This is a genomic window from Ensifer sp. Root142, assembly GCF_001426785.1.
GTDB lineage: Bacteria > Pseudomonadota > Alphaproteobacteria > Rhizobiales > Rhizobiaceae > Ensifer > Ensifer canadensis.
This window is the reverse complement of record NZ_LMFK01000049.1, coordinates 152,940-169,038: the sequence shown is the minus strand read 5'-3', so window position 1 is coordinate 169,038 and position 16,099 is coordinate 152,940. Positions and strand designations below refer to the sequence as shown.

At 63.2% G+C, this 16,099-nt stretch carries 15 protein-coding genes and 1 pseudogene; 4 read left to right on the top strand and 12 right to left on the bottom strand.

Going from position 1 to position 16,099, the window contains the following annotated elements:
- Positions 1-4 precede the first annotated feature (4 nt).
- Positions 5-928, top strand: a complete 924-nt coding sequence (locus ASD52_RS35735; protein WP_057220114.1) for a nucleoside hydrolase — start codon at positions 5-7, stop codon at positions 926-928.
- Positions 925-2,706, top strand: a complete 1,782-nt coding sequence (locus ASD52_RS35730; protein WP_113567523.1) for an adenine deaminase — start codon at positions 925-927, stop codon at positions 2,704-2,706. Before ASD52_RS35735 ends, ASD52_RS35730 begins: the two co-directional genes overlap by 4 nt.
- A 363-nt stretch (positions 2,707-3,069) precedes the next feature.
- Here the strand turns inward: ASD52_RS35730 and ASD52_RS35725 are convergent, their stop codons facing one another.
- Positions 3,070-4,251: a M20 aminoacylase family protein gene (locus tag ASD52_RS35725; protein WP_025428572.1), complete on the bottom strand. Its 1,182-nt coding sequence runs from the start codon at positions 4,249-4,251 to the stop codon at positions 3,070-3,072.
- A 193-nt stretch (positions 4,252-4,444) separates the two neighbouring features.
- Between ASD52_RS35725 and ASD52_RS35720 the strand changes: the two genes are divergently transcribed.
- A complete protein-coding gene (locus tag ASD52_RS35720) occupies positions 4,445-5,125 on the top strand; it encodes a phosphoribosyltransferase (RefSeq protein ID WP_057211279.1) in 681 nt (226 codons plus the stop codon).
- Positions 5,126-5,151: 26 nt separating this feature from the next.
- On the opposite strand, the gene ASD52_RS35715 is transcribed toward ASD52_RS35720, so the two are convergent.
- The 11 genes and pseudogenes from ASD52_RS35715 to ASD52_RS35665 form a co-directional block, all read right to left on the bottom strand.
- A complete protein-coding gene (locus tag ASD52_RS35715) occupies positions 5,152-5,616 on the bottom strand; it encodes a DUF411 domain-containing protein (protein WP_057226843.1) in 465 nt (154 codons plus the stop codon).
- Positions 5,617-5,697: 81 nt separating this feature from the next.
- On the bottom strand, positions 5,698-5,970 hold the full coding sequence (locus ASD52_RS35710) for a copper-binding protein (protein ID WP_025428575.1): 273 nt from the start codon (positions 5,968-5,970) through the stop codon (positions 5,698-5,700).
- A gap of 26 nt (positions 5,971-5,996) precedes the next feature.
- A pseudogene (locus tag ASD52_RS35705) lies at positions 5,997-6,483 on the bottom strand (plastocyanin/azurin family copper-binding protein).
- 38 nt (positions 6,484-6,521) lie between these two features.
- Positions 6,522-7,871: a copper oxidase gene (locus ASD52_RS35700; RefSeq protein ID WP_057218306.1), complete on the bottom strand. Its 1,350-nt coding sequence runs from the start codon at positions 7,869-7,871 to the stop codon at positions 6,522-6,524.
- Between the two features lie 14 nt (positions 7,872-7,885).
- On the bottom strand, positions 7,886-9,337 hold the full coding sequence (locus tag ASD52_RS35695; protein WP_057226703.1) for a TolC family protein: 1,452 nt from the start codon (positions 9,335-9,337) through the stop codon (positions 7,886-7,888).
- A complete protein-coding gene (locus tag ASD52_RS35690) occupies positions 9,334-9,564 on the bottom strand; it encodes a hypothetical protein (RefSeq protein WP_063991881.1) in 231 nt (76 codons plus the stop codon). The genes ASD52_RS35695 and ASD52_RS35690 overlap by 4 nt, the downstream gene beginning before the upstream one ends.
- A 97-nt stretch (positions 9,565-9,661) precedes the next feature.
- The gene (locus tag ASD52_RS35685; protein WP_156613073.1) at positions 9,662-10,090 is read right to left on the bottom strand and encodes a hypothetical protein; all 429 of its coding nucleotides are present in this window, start codon (positions 10,088-10,090) and stop codon (positions 9,662-9,664) included.
- Between the two features lie 90 nt (positions 10,091-10,180).
- A complete protein-coding gene (cueR, locus tag ASD52_RS35680; protein WP_025428581.1) occupies positions 10,181-10,651 on the bottom strand; it encodes a Cu(I)-responsive transcriptional regulator in 471 nt (156 codons plus the stop codon).
- Positions 10,652-10,759: 108 nt separating this feature from the next.
- On the bottom strand, positions 10,760-13,282 hold the full coding sequence (locus tag ASD52_RS35675) for a heavy metal translocating P-type ATPase (RefSeq protein WP_082571919.1): 2,523 nt from the start codon (positions 13,280-13,282) through the stop codon (positions 10,760-10,762).
- A 111-nt stretch (positions 13,283-13,393) separates the two neighbouring features.
- The gene (locus ASD52_RS35670; RefSeq protein ID WP_025428583.1) at positions 13,394-13,909 is read right to left on the bottom strand and encodes a DUF4396 domain-containing protein; all 516 of its coding nucleotides are present in this window, start codon (positions 13,907-13,909) and stop codon (positions 13,394-13,396) included.
- Between the two features lie 150 nt (positions 13,910-14,059).
- The gene (locus ASD52_RS35665; protein ID WP_057226698.1) at positions 14,060-14,257 is read right to left on the bottom strand and encodes a heavy-metal-associated domain-containing protein; all 198 of its coding nucleotides are present in this window, start codon (positions 14,255-14,257) and stop codon (positions 14,060-14,062) included.
- Between the two features lie 434 nt (positions 14,258-14,691).
- On the opposite strand from ASD52_RS35665, the gene ASD52_RS35660 reads away from it, so the two are divergent.
- Complete coding sequence (locus tag ASD52_RS35660) at positions 14,692-15,984, top strand: NCS2 family permease (protein WP_025428585.1); 1,293 nt, start codon at positions 14,692-14,694, stop codon at positions 15,982-15,984.
- Positions 15,985-16,099: the final 115 nt, after the last annotated feature.

Sequence of the window (16,099 nt, the reverse complement as noted above, 5' to 3'; positions counted from 1 at the left end):
AGTAATGGGCATCTGGATCGATACGGATATGGGTTTCGACGACATCGCTGCGGTGCTCGTCGTTCTCCATGCCAATGAGACGATTGACGGCATCTCGCTCGTGTTCGGCAACACGCCGCTCGAGCAGGTCAAGCGCAATGCAGCGAGTGCGGCGATGGCATTCGGCTGGTCGTTTCCCATCCATGAGGGCCGCGCCTTGCCGGTGCTCGGCAAGCTCGAAACCGCGGAGCGGATCCTCGGGCAAACCGGCATGCCGACCGTCGGCCTGACGCTTCCGGCGGCCCCGCCGCTGCCGACGAGCGACGCCTTCGCCGCGCTCTGCCGCTGGTTGGAGGAAGCCGAGGAACCGCGTCGTATCCTGGCGCTCGGGCCGCTGACCAACCTTGCCGCGCTCTGCCTTGCCCGCCCGGATCTGGCCGCGAAGATCACCGACCTGACCTGGATGGGCGGTGGCGTGACCAGCGGCAACCATACGGCCTCCGCCGAGTTCAACGCTTTCGCCGACCCGGAAGCACTGGCGATCGTGCTGGCGCACGAATTGCCGCTGCGCATGGTCGACCTCGACCTTTGCCGCAAGGTCTTCGCCTATCCCGATGATATTGCACCCATTCGTGCCACGGGCGGTGTCAATGCCACGCTGATCGCCGATCTGCTGTCCGGCTATGTGTCCATTGGTACCAGCCGCGGCCGGCCGGGCATGGCGATCTACGATCCGACCGCTGCGGTTGCATTCGTCAATCCGGGGGCGATTTCCTTCCGCAAGGCGCGCATCGATGCGGAGCTTGCAGGCTCGCTGACGCGTGGGCGCACCGTGGTCGAGATGCGTGAAAGCCACGCAGCCTTCAATGCCGAGTATGCGACTGACGTGCATGCGGAAACGGCGCGCGCGCAAATCCTCGGCGCCCTGATGAAGGAAGCCGCCAAGTGACGCGTCTGCAGGAACCGATGGACCTGATGGATCCGGCGCTGCGCACGCGCGCGGTTGCCGCGGCACGGGGTGCGGACGCATTCGATATGCTCATCACCGGCGGCGTCGTCGTCGACATGGTCACCGGTGAAAGGCGCGCTGCCGATGTGGGCCTTGTCGGTCCGCTGATCGCCAGCGTGCATGCCCCCGGTAGCCGCAGCGACGCCGCCTCGATGGTCGATGCCTCCGGCGCCTTCCTGTTGCCGGGCCTGATCGACACGCACATGCATGTCGAAAGCTCGATGGTCACGCCCGCAACCTATGCCAATGCGGTGCTGCCGCGCGGCGTCACGACCGTAGTCTGGGACCCGCACGAATTCGGCAATGTCTGCGGCATGGCCGGCGTTCGCTGGGCTGCAGACGCCATCGTGGACCTGCCGTTGCGCTGCGTTCTGCTGGCGCCTTCCAGCGTGCCATCAGCGCCTGGCCTGGAATTGGCGGGCGCCGACTTCGATGCCGATGCCATCGCCACGATGCTTTCCTGGCCCGAGATCGGCGGCATCGCCGAGATGATGAACATGCGCGGCGTTATCGATGGCGATCCGCGCATGCACGCAATCGTCCAGGCAGGGCTTGCCGCGGGCAAGCCGGTCAACGGCCACGCGCGCGGCCTTGCCGGTGCGGACCTGCAGGCATTCGTGACCGCGGGCGTCAGCTCGGACCACGAACTGGTTTCTTCGGACGACCTGATGGCCAAGCTTCGCGCCGGGCTCTCGATCGAACTGCGCGGCTCGCACGATCACCTATTGCCCGAGTTCGTCGAGGCGCTGAATACACTCGGCCATCTGCCGCAAACCGTGACGCTTTGCACTGACGATGTCTTTCCTGATGATCTCGATCGCTCGGGTGGGCTCGACGACGTCGTGCGGCGGCTCGTGCGCTATGGCCTAAGGCCCGAATGGGCGCTTCGCGCCGCGACGCTGAACGCCGCGACCCGCCTCGGCCGTGCCGACCTCGGCCTCATCGCCCCCGGACGGCGCGCCGATATCGTGATCTTCGAGGATCTTACCGATCTCGAGGCCCGTGCCGTGATCGCCGGCGGCAAACAGGTCGCCGTTGCCGGACGGATGATCGATGCCCTGCCGAGGACCAATGTAGAAGCGCTTGCCGGCACCATGAAAATCGAGCCATTGAGCGAGACCGATTTCGCCATTGCGTCGACCGGTTCAAAGGTGAGGGTCGCTACGGTCGATCGCCCGCGCTTCACGCAGTGGGGCGAGGTTCTGGCCGCGGTCGAGAATGGCTTCGTCGTTCCGCCGCAAGGCGCAACGTTGATCGCCGTCGCTCATCGCCACGGCCGCGCCGACAGCAAGCCGCGCGTCGGCCTGCTTACCGGTTGGGGAGAGTGGCGCGGTGCATTCGCGACCACCGTTTCACACGACAGCCACAACCTGACAGTCTTCGGCGGCAATGCCCGCGACATCATGGAGGCGGCCAATGCCGTCATCGCCGCCGGTGGCGGCATGGCTGTCGCATCGGCGGGCAAGATCGACGCGGTCCTGCCGTTGCCGCTCTGCGGCCTCGTCTCCGATGCACCGTTGGCCGATGTGTCTGCCGGCTTTGCCGCCCTGCGCGATGCTGTCGGGCGGATCGTCGATTGGCAGCCGCCTTACCTCGTCTTCAAGGCCTGCTTCGGGGCAACGCTTGCCTGCAATGCAGGGCCGCACCAGACCGATCGCGGCATCGCCGATGTGCTAACCGGAAAGCTTCTCGAAAATCCGGTGCTCGAAGTCCTCTGAGGCATCAAGCACGGCGACGATTGTCGCCCTCAGACTGCTGACAACGTCAGTACGAGGAGTAAGGAAGGCTCGGCGTTAGCCAAATTCTCCTTCATTCCTGTGCCTGTCACAGGAATCTGGCCAGCCCAAGTCCTTGGGCTGAACGGTCTTTTGACCTGACGGACGTCAGCTCGCTGGATTCCGGCACGGGGCAGGAATGAGGCAGAACTGAGCGAGCCTTTCGTCAACCAGGCATTCTCAAGCTTTGTCATCATGCTCAGGCGTCGATTGACGCCCCGCTGATCCCTTCGGCAACCACCGGCCTCTACCGAAGGGGCGCGACGTTTCGGAGCAGCGGACATTCTGAGCGACGGCGTTACATGTTCAGAGGCCGGCCGAAGCACTCAGTTCCTGTTCCACCAATGTCGTCCAGAAGGTGGTGCCCGGACCAATCGCGTCGTCGTTGAAGTCATAGGCCGTGTTGTGGTGCAGTGCGCCGTCGACGGCGGGTCCGTTGCCGAGCCAGACGTAGCAGCCGGGAGCTTCGAGACCAAAGAAGGCGAAGTCGTCGCCGGCGGTCGATGGCGGAAACTGCGTGCGGGTCTTTTCGCCGAAGACGGCACGGGCTGCCGAAAGGGCGCGTTCGCTGGCGCCGGCGTCATTGACCACGGGCGGAATGCGACGCTCGAACGCGTAGTCGACCTTGATGCCATACATCTCGGCCGTACCGCGCGCCAGCCGGCCGATCTCTTCCTCGAGCTGATCGCGAACATGAGGCGTGTAGGCGCGCGCCGTGCCGCCGATCTCGACCGTATCGGGAATGACGTTGAGCGCCTTCGGGTCGCCGGCGCGAACGGAGCAGGCGCTGACGACGGCCGGCTGTAGCGGATCGACGACGCGGCCGACGATCGATTGCAGTGAGGCGAGGAACGTGCCGGCTGCCGTCACCGGGTCGCGGCCGAGATGCGGCTTGGCGCCGTGGGTGCCGACGCCGCGGAAAGTCAACCGCCAGCTGTCGGACGAGGCGAGCTGCGGTCCGGCGACGACGGCCATCTCGTCGGGGTGAAGGCCGGGCATGTTGTGCAGGCCGTAAACCGCGTCGCAGGGGAAGAGCCGGAAGAGGCCATCCTCGACCATGCGCTTGGCACCGCCACGACCTTCTTCGGCCGGCTGGAAGATGAAATGCACCGTGCCGGAAAAATTGCGCGTCCTGGCGAGATGGCGGGCGGCGCCAAGCAGCATGGCGGTGTGGCCGTCATGGCCGCAGGCATGCATCTTGCCGGCTTCCTTCGATTTGTATGGCCGCTCGGCCAACTCCGGCATGGCGAGGGCATCCATATCGGCGCGAAGGCCGATGGAGCGGGTGCCGTTGCCGATCTGCAGCGTGCCGACGACACCGGTTTTTCCAAGGCCCCGGTGGATTTTAAGCCCGGCTTCTTCAAGCAGTTTCGCGACCAGATCGCTTGTGCGAACCTCCTCGAAGCCAAGCTCCGGATGGGCGTGGAGATCACGACGGAATTCGGTGAGGAAGGGCAGATCGTTGGTGATCCCATCTGGCACGCGCATTGTCTGGCAGTTCCTTGCATGTCTGTCGGAGAAGGGCCGTCGAATTCCCCAGATTTGCGTCTGCCGGGGCGCCCTTTCGGTTTGATCGAAGTGGTAAACGGTATAGACGAAAACCGCCGGAACCAGAACAGTGCGCCGGCGTTTTCATTGCCTTTCGTTCGAAGCCTTGGTGGCGCAGAAGAGGACAGTACCGATGCAGCCGCATGAATTCTGGCAGGATGTGTTCCCGCCGAAAAGTTTCGATACTGGAAGCGGTTATCGGGATTTCTTCCCGGCAACTCTCGAAGACGGTCGCCAGATCCTGTTGCCGATCCGGCAGCTCTCCGATGGCAAACACGCGCTGGCCTCGCTGATCATCAACCAGGCGAGTTTTGCGGTCGAAGAAGCGCTGGCAACGGAACTGGCCACCAGGCTCGCGCCGTTAAAACCGGATGTCATCGCCGGTCTGCCGACGCTGGGGCTGACCCTCGCAGCTGCCGTCGCCCGCAAGCTCGGCCATGCCCGTTACGTGCCGCTCGGAACGTCGCGCAAATTCTGGTATGTCGACGATCTCTCTGTGCCGCTGTCGTCGATCACCACGCCCGACCAGAAGAAACGGCTCTACGTCGATCCGCGCATGCTGCCGCTGCTTGAGGGCAAGCGCGTTGTGCTCGTCGACGACGTCATCTCCAGCGGCACGTCGATCGTTGCCGGCTTGACGCTGATGGAGACTTGCGGCGTCGAGCCGATCGCAATCGGTGCAGCCATGCTGCAGACCGAGCGTTGGCGACAGCCTCTGGCCGATCTTGCGCCGCGTTGGCCGGAGTGCGTGGTCGGTGTGTTCCGCACGCCGTTGCTGGCCCGAGGGGAAGACGGCGCCTGGCGCGCCGCCTGAGCCTTATCGCCGATAAAGTGCCCGCGCTATTGCGCCGGCCGGACCTCGTAATAGACGGTCGCAGCAGTGCCGGCGGTCTTGGCGATGGTGTAGACGTCGTAGGACGCCTGCGGATCGTTGCCCATGCCAAGCGAACCTGCGGGCATGCCGGGCACGGCAATGCCAGCAATGTCCGGCTTTTCGGACACAAGCTTCTGTACTGCCTCAAGCGGCACATGCCCTTCTACGACATAACCGTCGATGACGGCGGTGTGGCACCCCTCCATGTCGGCCGGCACGCCGAACCGCGTCTTGATCGGCGTCATGTCGGCTTCGTCGCGGATATCGACCTTGAAGCCTGCTGCCTCCATGGCTTCCGCCCATTGTTCGCAGCAGCCGCATTGCGGATCCTTGTAGATCGTCATCGGGCCTGCTGCGATCGCCACACCGGCCGTGAGCATCGTCATGCCCATGATCGCACCGGCGATGAAATGTCTGCGGTTGAGGTCCATCATCGGACGCTCCTTTCTTTTCAGTTCGGCCTCGTCGTCCAAGGCCCGGAATTGTCGTTATACCGGGCCTTGGACATTGGATTACTTGATCTCGGTCACAGTGAGCTTGCCATCGACCCGGTCGGCGACGAATTCGATCGCAGTGCCTTCCTTGAGCTTGGCCAGTATCGCATCATCCTTGACCCGGAACACCATGGTCATCGCAGGCATGTCGAGGTTCTTGAGATCTTCATGGGCGATGGTCACCTTCTTGGCCGAGGCGTCGAGCTTCTTGACTGTTCCCTTGGTGAATTCCGCAGCTTGGGCGGAAGCGGCGATGGCGAGCGCGGCAAACAATGTGATGAGCGTTTTCATAGTGTCATCCTTTCAGTGGGTTACAGTCACTTCTTCACGACTTCGAGCGGCCCATGCATGCCGGCGTCGTAGTGGCCGGGGACCAGGCAGGCGAACTGGAACGTGCCATTGTTGGTGAAGGTCCAGACGATCTCGCCGGATTTGCCGGGCTCGAGCCGGATGGCGTTCGGATCAGCGTGTTCCATGTCCGGAAAACTTCTCCATCGCGGCCTTGTGCTCCTGGATCTGCGCCTTGTCGTCGAGCACGAACTCATGTTCGAGTTCGCCGACATTCTTGATGGCGAAGCGCACGGTCTGCCCCTGGCGGACCTTGATGCTTGCCGGCGTGAAGATCATCTTGCCGTCGTCGGTTTCCTTCATCGTCACGCGTACGGTCTGGGTCGCCTTCTTGGCGTCGCCCGGTTTGCCGACCGACATGACATCATGACCGCCGGCGTGAGAGCCGCTGGCCAGCATCGGCGAGGCGAGCGAGGAAGCGGCGAGGAACGCCAGCGCGAAAAGTGTCGTCTTCATCTTTGTTTCCTTGGTTGCATTGGAAGAGGTCATTGCGGTCAGCCCTTTTTTGCGGGAGGCGGCGTAATCACTGTCTTGGCATCGGTTGCCCGGTTGGTTTCCGGCAACGCGCCGGTCCATTCCCAGGCCTGCGTTCCCGGCGGGTTTTCGTACCAGCCGGGGTCGCTGTAATCGCCGGCGGAGATGCCTTCGCGCACCTTCACCACCGAGAACATGCCGCCCATCTCCAACGCGCCGTGCGGGCCCCAGCCCGTCATCATCGGGATGGTGTTGTCGGGAAGCGGCATTTCCATTTCGCCCATGTCGGCCATCCCGGCCGTGCCCATGGGCATGTAGTCGGGCTTGATCTTGCGGATCTTGGCCGCGACCTGGGTCTTGTCGGCGCCGATGAAGGTCGGGATGTCGTGGCCCATCGCATTCATCGTGTGGTGCGATTTGTGGCAATGGATCGCCCAATCGCCTTCGTACTTGGCGTCGAACTCGTAGGCGCGCATGGCGCCGACGGGGATGTCGATCGAGACCTCCGGCCACCGGGCTTCCGGGCGAACCCAGCCGCCATCGGTGCAGGTCACTTCGAAATCGTAGCCGTGCATGTGGATCGGATGGTTGGTCATCGTCAGGTTGCCGACGCGCACCCGCACCCGGTCGTTCTTGGCAACAACCAACGGATCGATGTCCGGGAAGATGCGGCTGTTCCAGCACCACATGTTGAAGTCCGTCATCTCCATGATGCGCGGAACATAGGTGCCGGGGTCGATGTCATAGGCGTTGAGTAGGAAGACGAAGTCGCGGTCGACCCGCATGAAGGCCGGATCCTTCGGGTGAATGACGAAGAAGCCCATCATGCCCATGGCCATCTGCACCATCTCGTCGGCGTGCGGGTGGTACATGAAGGTTCCGGACTTCACGAGATCGAACTCGTAGACGAACGTCTTGCCCGCAGGGATATGCGGCTGCGACAGGCCACCGACGCCATCCATCCCCGAAGGCAGGATCATGCCGTGCCAATGGATCGTCGTGTGCTCCGGCAGCTTGTTGGTGACGAAGATGCGCACCCGGTCGCCTTCGACCGCCTCGATCGTCGGCCCGGGGGACTGGCCGTTATAGCCCCAGAGATAGGCGGTCATGCCGTCGGCCATCTCGCGTTCCACCGGTTCGGCGACGAGATGGAATTCCTTGACGCCGTTGTTCATCCGGTGCGGCAGCGTCCAGCCGTTGAGCGTAACGACCGGGTTGTAGTCCGGCCCGCTCGTCGGCACGAGCGGCTTCTGGGTGGCGGCGTTGTCCATGCCTGCCGCCTCCGGCAGGCCGGATGTCGAGGTTTGCGCCCAGGCGGTGGTAGAAACGAGTGCCGCGCCGGCACCGAGGATTTGTCGTCTGTTGAACATGGTCATCGTTCCTTTCAATCCGCATCCGCTGCGGCAGGAGCGGCGGTCTCGACCGCAGTGCCTTCTTCCCCGCCGCCATGGATGGCCGTCATCAGATCGGCGTCCGCCAGCCAGAAATTGCGTTTGGCGTTGATGGAGAGGATCACCGAGTCCACCTTGGCGCGCGTGTCGGCGAGCATTTCGAAGGTGCTGGTGATCATGCCGTTGTAGCTGAGGGTGGCCTCTTCCTCGATCTTGCTGCGCAAGGGCACGACGTTGTTGCGATAGTGTCTGGCGATATCGTAGCGCGATCGATAGGCCTGATAGGCCGAGCGAGCTTCCGAGCGGACGTTGACGGCCTTCTCGGCAAGCAGGTTGGCAGCGCGCATATGCGCCAGTTCCGCCTTGCGCAAGCGCGCCTGGCCGGTGTCGAAGATCGGGATGGAGAACTCCAACTCACCCTGGCCGGTGGTCTCGACCTTGGTGTCCCCGTCTTCGCGTTCGCGCTCGGCTTCTGCCCCTGCGACGAGCGTGAGATCGCTGACGAAGCGTGTCGCGTCGGTCAACCGATAGGATTTTGCCACGGCCTCAAGCTCGAGGCGGGCCAACTGCAGGTCGACGCGACGCTTGAGCGCTTCGGCCTCGATGCTGTTCCGGCGGGCGAGGTCTTTTGGCAGATCGGGCAGCCGGTTCGGGACCTGGTAGTCGGCGTCGCTGCCCCAGAGCCCCATTCGCCGGGTGAGGTTTTCCTTGGCGAGCCGTGCGGCGAGGCGGGCTTGCGCCACCTGGCCGGCGAGTTCGGCATTGAAGACGTGCTCGCGTGCCTGGTCAGCCTTGCCCATGGAACCGGTTTCGCCGAGCTTGGCGGCGAGTTCGGAGGATGCGTCGGCGGCGGCCTGCGCCCGGTTGAGCTGCCCGACTGTTTCCCAGGCTGAAACCGTCTCGACCCATGCGCGCCGGGTTTCTGCCGCAAGCGCAAGCGTCCGAAGGGCCGCCGCAAGCTGCGCCTGGCGAAAGTGGGCGTCGGCAACGGCGATGGTCTTCTCCCGCGTGATGAGCGCCAGGATATTGGTGGTGATCAGCCCCTCAATGGCGCGATAGGCTTGAAGCTCCGACGCCCCGATCCCGGTGGTACCGATCGAAACAGTCGGGTTGAGGAGCATCGTTGCCTGCCAGGCATCCGCCGACGCATCGCCCAGATCGGCATAGGCGGCCTGCAGGCCCCTGTTGTTGAGAAGCGCGATCTGCACGGCGGTGTCGGCATCGACCGATTTGCGTGCCAGCAGGGCTTTCACCTGTGCTTCAGCCTTTGCGGCCTGCTCGCGGTTCTGGATCCAGACGCTTCTCTTCGCAGTGCCAGCGCCGACCCTGGCCTCGACCGCCGTAAAGCCGGCGTCCTTTGCCGAATATTCCGCGTTTGTGGTGCAGCCGGCAAGCGCCAGCGGCAAGCCGATGATCGCGGCGAGCTTGAACCTTTGCCTGATCATGATGCGCCTCCCTTGGCGGGAGATTGGGCGTCGTTGAGCGGCACCCAGCGTTTTGGACCGACAGGCTCACGATGGACATAACCGGTAACAGGGCTGCGGTAGGCCTGGCCGTTGGCGCCGGCGGTACTTTCCGAGGGATCGGCGAGGCTTGTCACCTCGGCAGGCATTGTCGTCGCGCATCCGCCCAAAAGGATGGGCAGGAGCGCCATGGGAAACAGACGTTTCATGTTCAACCTGAAATGTGAATGATGGAGATCGGCGTCCGACCGGCAAAGCCGGGCAGGCCAAGACCTTGACCGCGGTAGCGGTCAGCTTTTCACGAAATCAGGCTCTCGGAGGGCGGTGCAAACCGGCGCGCTCGCCGGGGCTCAGCTGCGACTGCAGGCCAAAGCTCAAGGTGGAGCGTGGCAGGCCGAAGCGCGCTTCGCTGACGTCGGCAAGAACGGCAACGGCCGCACAGAAGGTCTTGCAGCAGTCCTTCTTGTCGGCCTTGCCGCTATCGCCAATGGGTTTTGTCTTGCCGCTTTCGGCACTTGGGCAATGCTCGCTCAGCGCTGAGGCACTGATATCAAGCGAGGCATCTGTCTGTATCGCCGCTTTCATTTGCATCGCCGTGTGCATCTGCATGGCTGTGTGTGATGCGACATGGGTCATGCCGGCGGCGCTGGAAAAGGGCAGCACAGCCAGTGACAGCATCGTCACCAGCTTGAGCATCGTCAGCAGACGCTGATATGCAGTTCGTACCTTTTCCATCATCAATCCGTAGAAACGCTGTCGATTCCTGTCAATGCTACCGACGGGACCGAGGCTCACGAATGCGTGAGCCTCGGTCAGTTTCGGTCGTCAGGCCTGTCTGCGGTTGCGGACCGGGTCGATGCCGGCCGGGCCGAAGCGCGCAGGCTCCAGAGCCTTGCCCGGTTCGTTGGCCATGTCGGCGAGATCATCAAGGATAGGGCAATCCGGTCGTCCGTCGCCGTGGCAGTTGGCGGCCAGATGCTTGAGCGTCCGGCTCATGGCCTTCAACTCCTCCGCCTTGCGCTCGAGGATATCGACGTGTTCGAGCGCGATCTTCTTCACCTCGCTGCTGGCGCGCGAACGGTCACGCCAGAGCGTCAGCAGGTCGGTCATCTGCTCGACGGTGAAACCGAGATCGCGGGAGCGGCGGATGAAGCGCAAGGTGTGGACGTCGTTGTCGCCGTAGTTGCGATAGCCGGCCTCGCTGCGATCGGCCGGAGGAATGAGGCCGATCGTTTCGTAATAGCGGATCATCTTCGTCGAGACGCCGGAGGCGCGTGCGACTTCGCCGATGTTCATGGCTTCACCTTTCAAGAGGCGCGCAGAGCGCGGGTATTCATGTCGAATATAGGAACTCTCCCCGGCGGACGCCATGCGGGCGTGTCCCGCCGGGGAGAGGCTTTGATGTTATCGCGCCGCTGGCGTTTGCGCGACGACGCCGCGAAAACCCCTCAGCCGGAGCGCGTTTCCGAGCACGAAGACGCTGGAGAGCGCCATGGCACCGGCGGCGAAGATCGGCGACAGCAACAGGCCATAGGCCGGATAAAGCGCGCCCGCTGCAACCGGGATCAGGACCGCGTTATAGGCAAAGGCCCAGAACAGGTTTTCCTTGATGTTGCGGATCGTTGCCTTCGAGAGCGCGATCGCGTTGGGCACGCCCAGGAGATCGCCGGACATCAGCACAACATCGGCGCTTTCGATCGCGACATCGGTGCCGGTACCGATCGCAAGTCCGACATCGGCTTCGGCAAGAGCGGGCGCATCGTTGATGCCGTCGCCGACGAAGGCGACGGCGCGGCCGTCAGCCTTCAGGCGCTTCAGAGCGGCAACCTTGCCGTCGGGCAGCACCTCGGCGATGACTTCGTCGATCCCGAGTTTGGCGGCGATCGCTTCGGCCGTGCGGCGGTTGTCGCCGGTAATCATCGCCACCTTGAGACCGAGATCGTGCAACATGCGGATCGCCTGCGGCGTCGTTTCCTTGATCGGGTCGGCAACGGCGATGATGGCGGCAAGCTTGCCGTCGATTGCTGCATAGAGCGGGCTCTTGCCTTCCGACCCGAGGCGGCCTGCCTGGTCGGCAAACACCGAGACGTCGAGCTTCAACCGGGTCATCAGCCGATCGGCGCCGACATGGACGCTCCGCCCATTCACCGTGGCGCTGGCGCCGAATCCGGGAACAGCCTCGAAGTTCGCGGCGGTCGGAATGGCGATGCCTTCGGACTTCGCCGCTTCGACGATTGCCTCGGCGATCGGGTGTTCCGACCGGGTTTCGACGGCGGCGACGAGTGCAAGCACCTCGCTGCGCTCAACACCGGCAGACGTGTCGAGATCGGTCAGTTCCGGGCGACCCTTGGTGAGCGTGCCCGTCTTATCGACGGCAATGATCTCGGCATTGCGCAGTGTCTGCAACGCCTCTCCCTTGCGGAACAGCACACCCATCTCGGCGGCACGGCCGGTACCGACCATGATCGAGGTCGGGGTCGCTAGGCCCATGGCACAGGGGCAGGCGATGATCAGCACCGCGACGGCGTTGACGAGCGCGAAGGTCAAGGCCGGATCCGGGCCGAAGACCAGCCAGACCGCGAAAGTAAGGACTGCCATGGCGATGACGGCCGGAACGAACCAGGCCGTCACCTTGTCGACCAGCGACTGGATCGGCAGCTTGGCGCCCTGGGCCTGTTCGACCATGCGGATGATCTGGGCAAGCACCGTATCGGCACCGACCTTGGTGGCACGGAAGGTGAAGGATCCTGTTTTGTTGATGGTGCCGCCGACAACGTCAGCGCCGGCGATCTTCTCGACGGGAACCGGCTCGCCGGTGATCATCGATTCGTCGACGTAGGAATTGCCATCGACAACGGTACCGTCGACCGGCACGCGGTCGCCGGGGCGCACCAGCACGGTGTCGCCGGCATGCACGTCGGCGAGCGGAATTTCGATCGTTTCTCCGTCGCGAACGACGCGCGCTGTCTTTGCCTGCAGGCCCATCAGGTGCTTTATCGCTTCGGAGGTGCGGCCCTTGGCGCGGGCTTCGAGCACCCGACCGAGCAGGATCAGCGTCACGATGACGGCCGCGGCTTCATAATAGACGTTGGCCGTGCCCTCGGGCAAAAGCCCGGATGCGAAGGTGGCAACGACCGAATAGCCCCAGGCGGCGGCCGTGCCGATGGCGACGAGCGAATTCATGTCGGGCGCGAGACGCAACAGGGCCGGTATGCCCTTCTGGTAGAAGCGCAAGCCCGGGCCGAAGACCACGAGCGTCGTCAACACGAACTGCAGATACCAGCTCTCCTGCATGCCGATATTGATCATGACGAAGTCGTGCACGGCCGGGATGAAGTGCGAGCCCATTTCCAGGACGAAGATCGGCAGCGTCAAGGCTGCGGCAACCAGCAACGCGCGGCTGAGACGCCGGCTTTCGCGCTCGCGCTTTTCGGCCTCCTCATCGGTGTTCTCATCGCCGGTGATGCGCTTGGCGTCATAACCGGCGGCGCGCACGGCCTCTTCGAGACTGGCGACTGTTGCAATGCCCTTGGTGAGGCGCACCGAGGCGCGCTCGGTCGCCAGGTTGACGCTGGCGTCAGCGACGCCGGGCACCGCTTTCAATGCCTTTTCGATACGGGCGACACAGGAGGCGCAGGTCATACCTTCGATTGCCAGCTCGATCGATTCCTCAGCGGCGCCATAGCCGCTGTTTTCGATTGCCTTGACGATGTCGGCGGTCTTGGTCGATCCATCGAACCGGACATCGGCCCGTTCCGTTGCAAGGTTGACAGAGGCGGATGTCACCCCTGGGACTGCTCGGATGGCCTTCTCGACGCGCGCGACGCACGAGGCACAGGTCATTCCCTCGACCGGTATGCTGGCCGTCAGGGCGTTGCCGGCGATTGCTACGGCGCTCTTCGTTTCGATGGTGGTCACGGATCCCATGATCGTGCTCCTTTTCCTTTTCTTTTATCGGAAGATGGGGCTTCCAACGATGGGAAGGTCAAGGGCGGTTTGAAACATTTCTTCATGCAGCAAGGCATCGCATTCAAATGCTCAGTGCTGGTGATGCGAATGCACGACGGCGTGACCCTTGCCACGTGCAATCAGCCAGCGATTGACGGGAAACGCGGCGGCCCCGGCAACAAGGAGCGCGACCGCAAGGCTCGCCCAGAAGAGGAGAGACGTTACGCCTGCATCCATCGCTCCGGGGATGAACAGCATCAGGGCATTGTCGACGATTTCCATGATGACGATGGACGCCGTGTCGGCGGCAAGCGCCAGCTTCAGGACCACCGCGAACGGCATGCCTGCCTTCAGCAGCGGAAACATGGTCAGGCCGTAGCCGAAGACAAAGGCAAGGAAGACGGCGAGTGCAATGGTCTGGACATTGCCCCAACCAAGCGCCGAGCCGATGACCATGCCGAGCACCTCGCCGATGGCGCATCCTGTCAGGCAATGCACCGTGGCAGAGAGCGCGAGACGGTTGAGTGACATGTTTTCGGATTTCGAGGGACCGGCGGTCACGCTGCGGTGATCATGTCGGTGCCCGCCGTGTTCGTCGTGTTGCATGCTCGGTCTCCGTGAAGATGCGGAGCCGGCAAGCTAGAGCTTCCCACCGTTGTATGGTCAAGGCGTGCGGCGGGGTCAAACGACAAACGCCCCGGCTTTGGGAGCCGAGGCGCGCCAACCGGTGACTGGAGGCACCGTTGCGATCTTGATTTAGAGCTGGCGGCCCTCATAGCCTGCCGTCTTCAGCGCGTCGGCAATCGGGCCGGATGGGGCGGCGGTGTCGACGCTGATTTCGCGCGCGCCGAGATCGACCTTGACGGTTGCCTGCGGATCAACGCTCAGGATCGCCTTTTGCACGACGCCGGCGCAATGTCCGCAGGTCATGTTGTCGATCTTGTAATTCTGCATCGCTTGTCTCCTTCTTTTCGATGTGAGACAAACATGAGGTTTCCCACCGTTGGAAGGTCAAGAGGCCATTCCACTATATTAATTCGGCGTGCTTCGGCCGCCGAACCCGGTGGCGAAAGTGCCAGGAATCGGCCTGCCAATCGGCCGCAACTGCTCCGAAAAATTTGAAAGTCTTTCCTTGTCGAACCCTGGAATAGACGGCTAGCGGTCGGCCGCCGGACGACGCACAATCCGAAGGCTGTGCACAAGGGCATTCGCGTCGTCTCAAGGGGGCGGACGATCGCCCGCCCGGCACGGACCGGAAATGGTCCGTGATGCGATCGCACCGGATAATTCGGGGATGATCGAAATGCACTGGTCGGGTACTGGAGGAGACTGTCGGCCCGATCTCTGTCGTTCGGCTGCGTCGTGGCGACGCCGCCAAGGGAGGAAATATGTTTGAACGACTATTCAAGTTAAACGAGCATGGAACGTCCGTGCGCACTGAGGTGATCGCCGGCGTCACGACATTCCTGACGATGTCCTACATCATCTTCGTCAACCCCGACATTCTGTCGTCCACGGGCATGGATAGGGATGCCGTCTTCGTCGCGACCTGTATTGCCGCGGCGCTCGGCTCGGCCGTCATGGCGCTCGTCGCCAACTGGCCGATCGGCATGGCGCCAGGCATGGGCCTCAACGCCTTCTTTGCGTTTACCGTCGTCGCAGCCCTCGGCTTTACCTGGCAGCAGGCGCTGGGTGCCGTGTTCATCTCGGGCATGATCTTCCTGATCCTGACGGTAACAGGGGTCAGAAGCTGGTTGATCGCCGGTATCCCGCATTCGCTCAGAAGCGCGATTGCGACCGGTATCGGTCTTTTCCTCGGCATCATCGCGCTGAAGAATGCCGGCATCGTCGTCGACAATCCGGCGACGCTGGTCGGTCTCGGCGACCTGAAGCAGACCGGACCGCTGCTGGCGATCCTTGGCTTCTTCGTCATTGCAGTGCTCGATTCGCTCAAGGTCCGCGGCTCGATCCTGATCGGCATCCTCGTCGTCACCATTCTGTCGATGCTACTGGGGGTGAGTGAGTTCAAGGGCATTGTTTCCGCGCCGCCGAGCATCGCGCCCACCTTCATGCAGCTCGATATCATGGGCGCGCTCCATGGCGGCTTGCTCCACGTGATCCTCGTCTTCGTGCTCGTCGAAGTCTTCGATGCCACGGGTACGCTGATCGGTGTGGCCAAGCGCGCCAAGCTGGTGGAAGAAGGAAAGCCAAGCCGCCTCGGCCGGGCGCTTCTGGCCGACAGCACCGCCATCGTTGCCGGCTCGCTGATTGGCACCAGCAGCACCACCGCCTATGTCGAAAGCGCCTCCGGCGTCCAGGCAGGCGGCCGCACGGGCCTGACGGCGCTGACCGTCAGCGTGCTCTTCCTTGCCGCCCTTTTCTTCTCGCCGCTGGCAGCGGCCGTTCCGTCCTATGCGACGGCACCGGCTCTGCTCTATGTTGCCGGCCTGATGATGCGCGAACTGACGGAAGTTGACTGGGACGACCTGACGGAAGCGGCGCCTGCCGCACTCACGGCACTGGCCATGCCCTTCACCTACTCGATCGCCAACGGCCTTGCCTTCGGCTTCGTGAGCTATGTCGTGCTCAAAGTGTTCACCGGCAAGTGGAGCGTCATCCATCCGGCAACGCAGCTGGTCGCAGCGCTCTTCATCGTGCGCTTCGCCTTCTTCGCCGAATAGGAAAAAGGCCGGGGCAGACAACGCCCCGGCCTCACATAACTTCCCCCGCGAAGCTGGCCGGACTGCAGGCGTTTCCTGCGGCTCCGGTCTTTTTGCGTTTGGCGGTGGTTGGTGG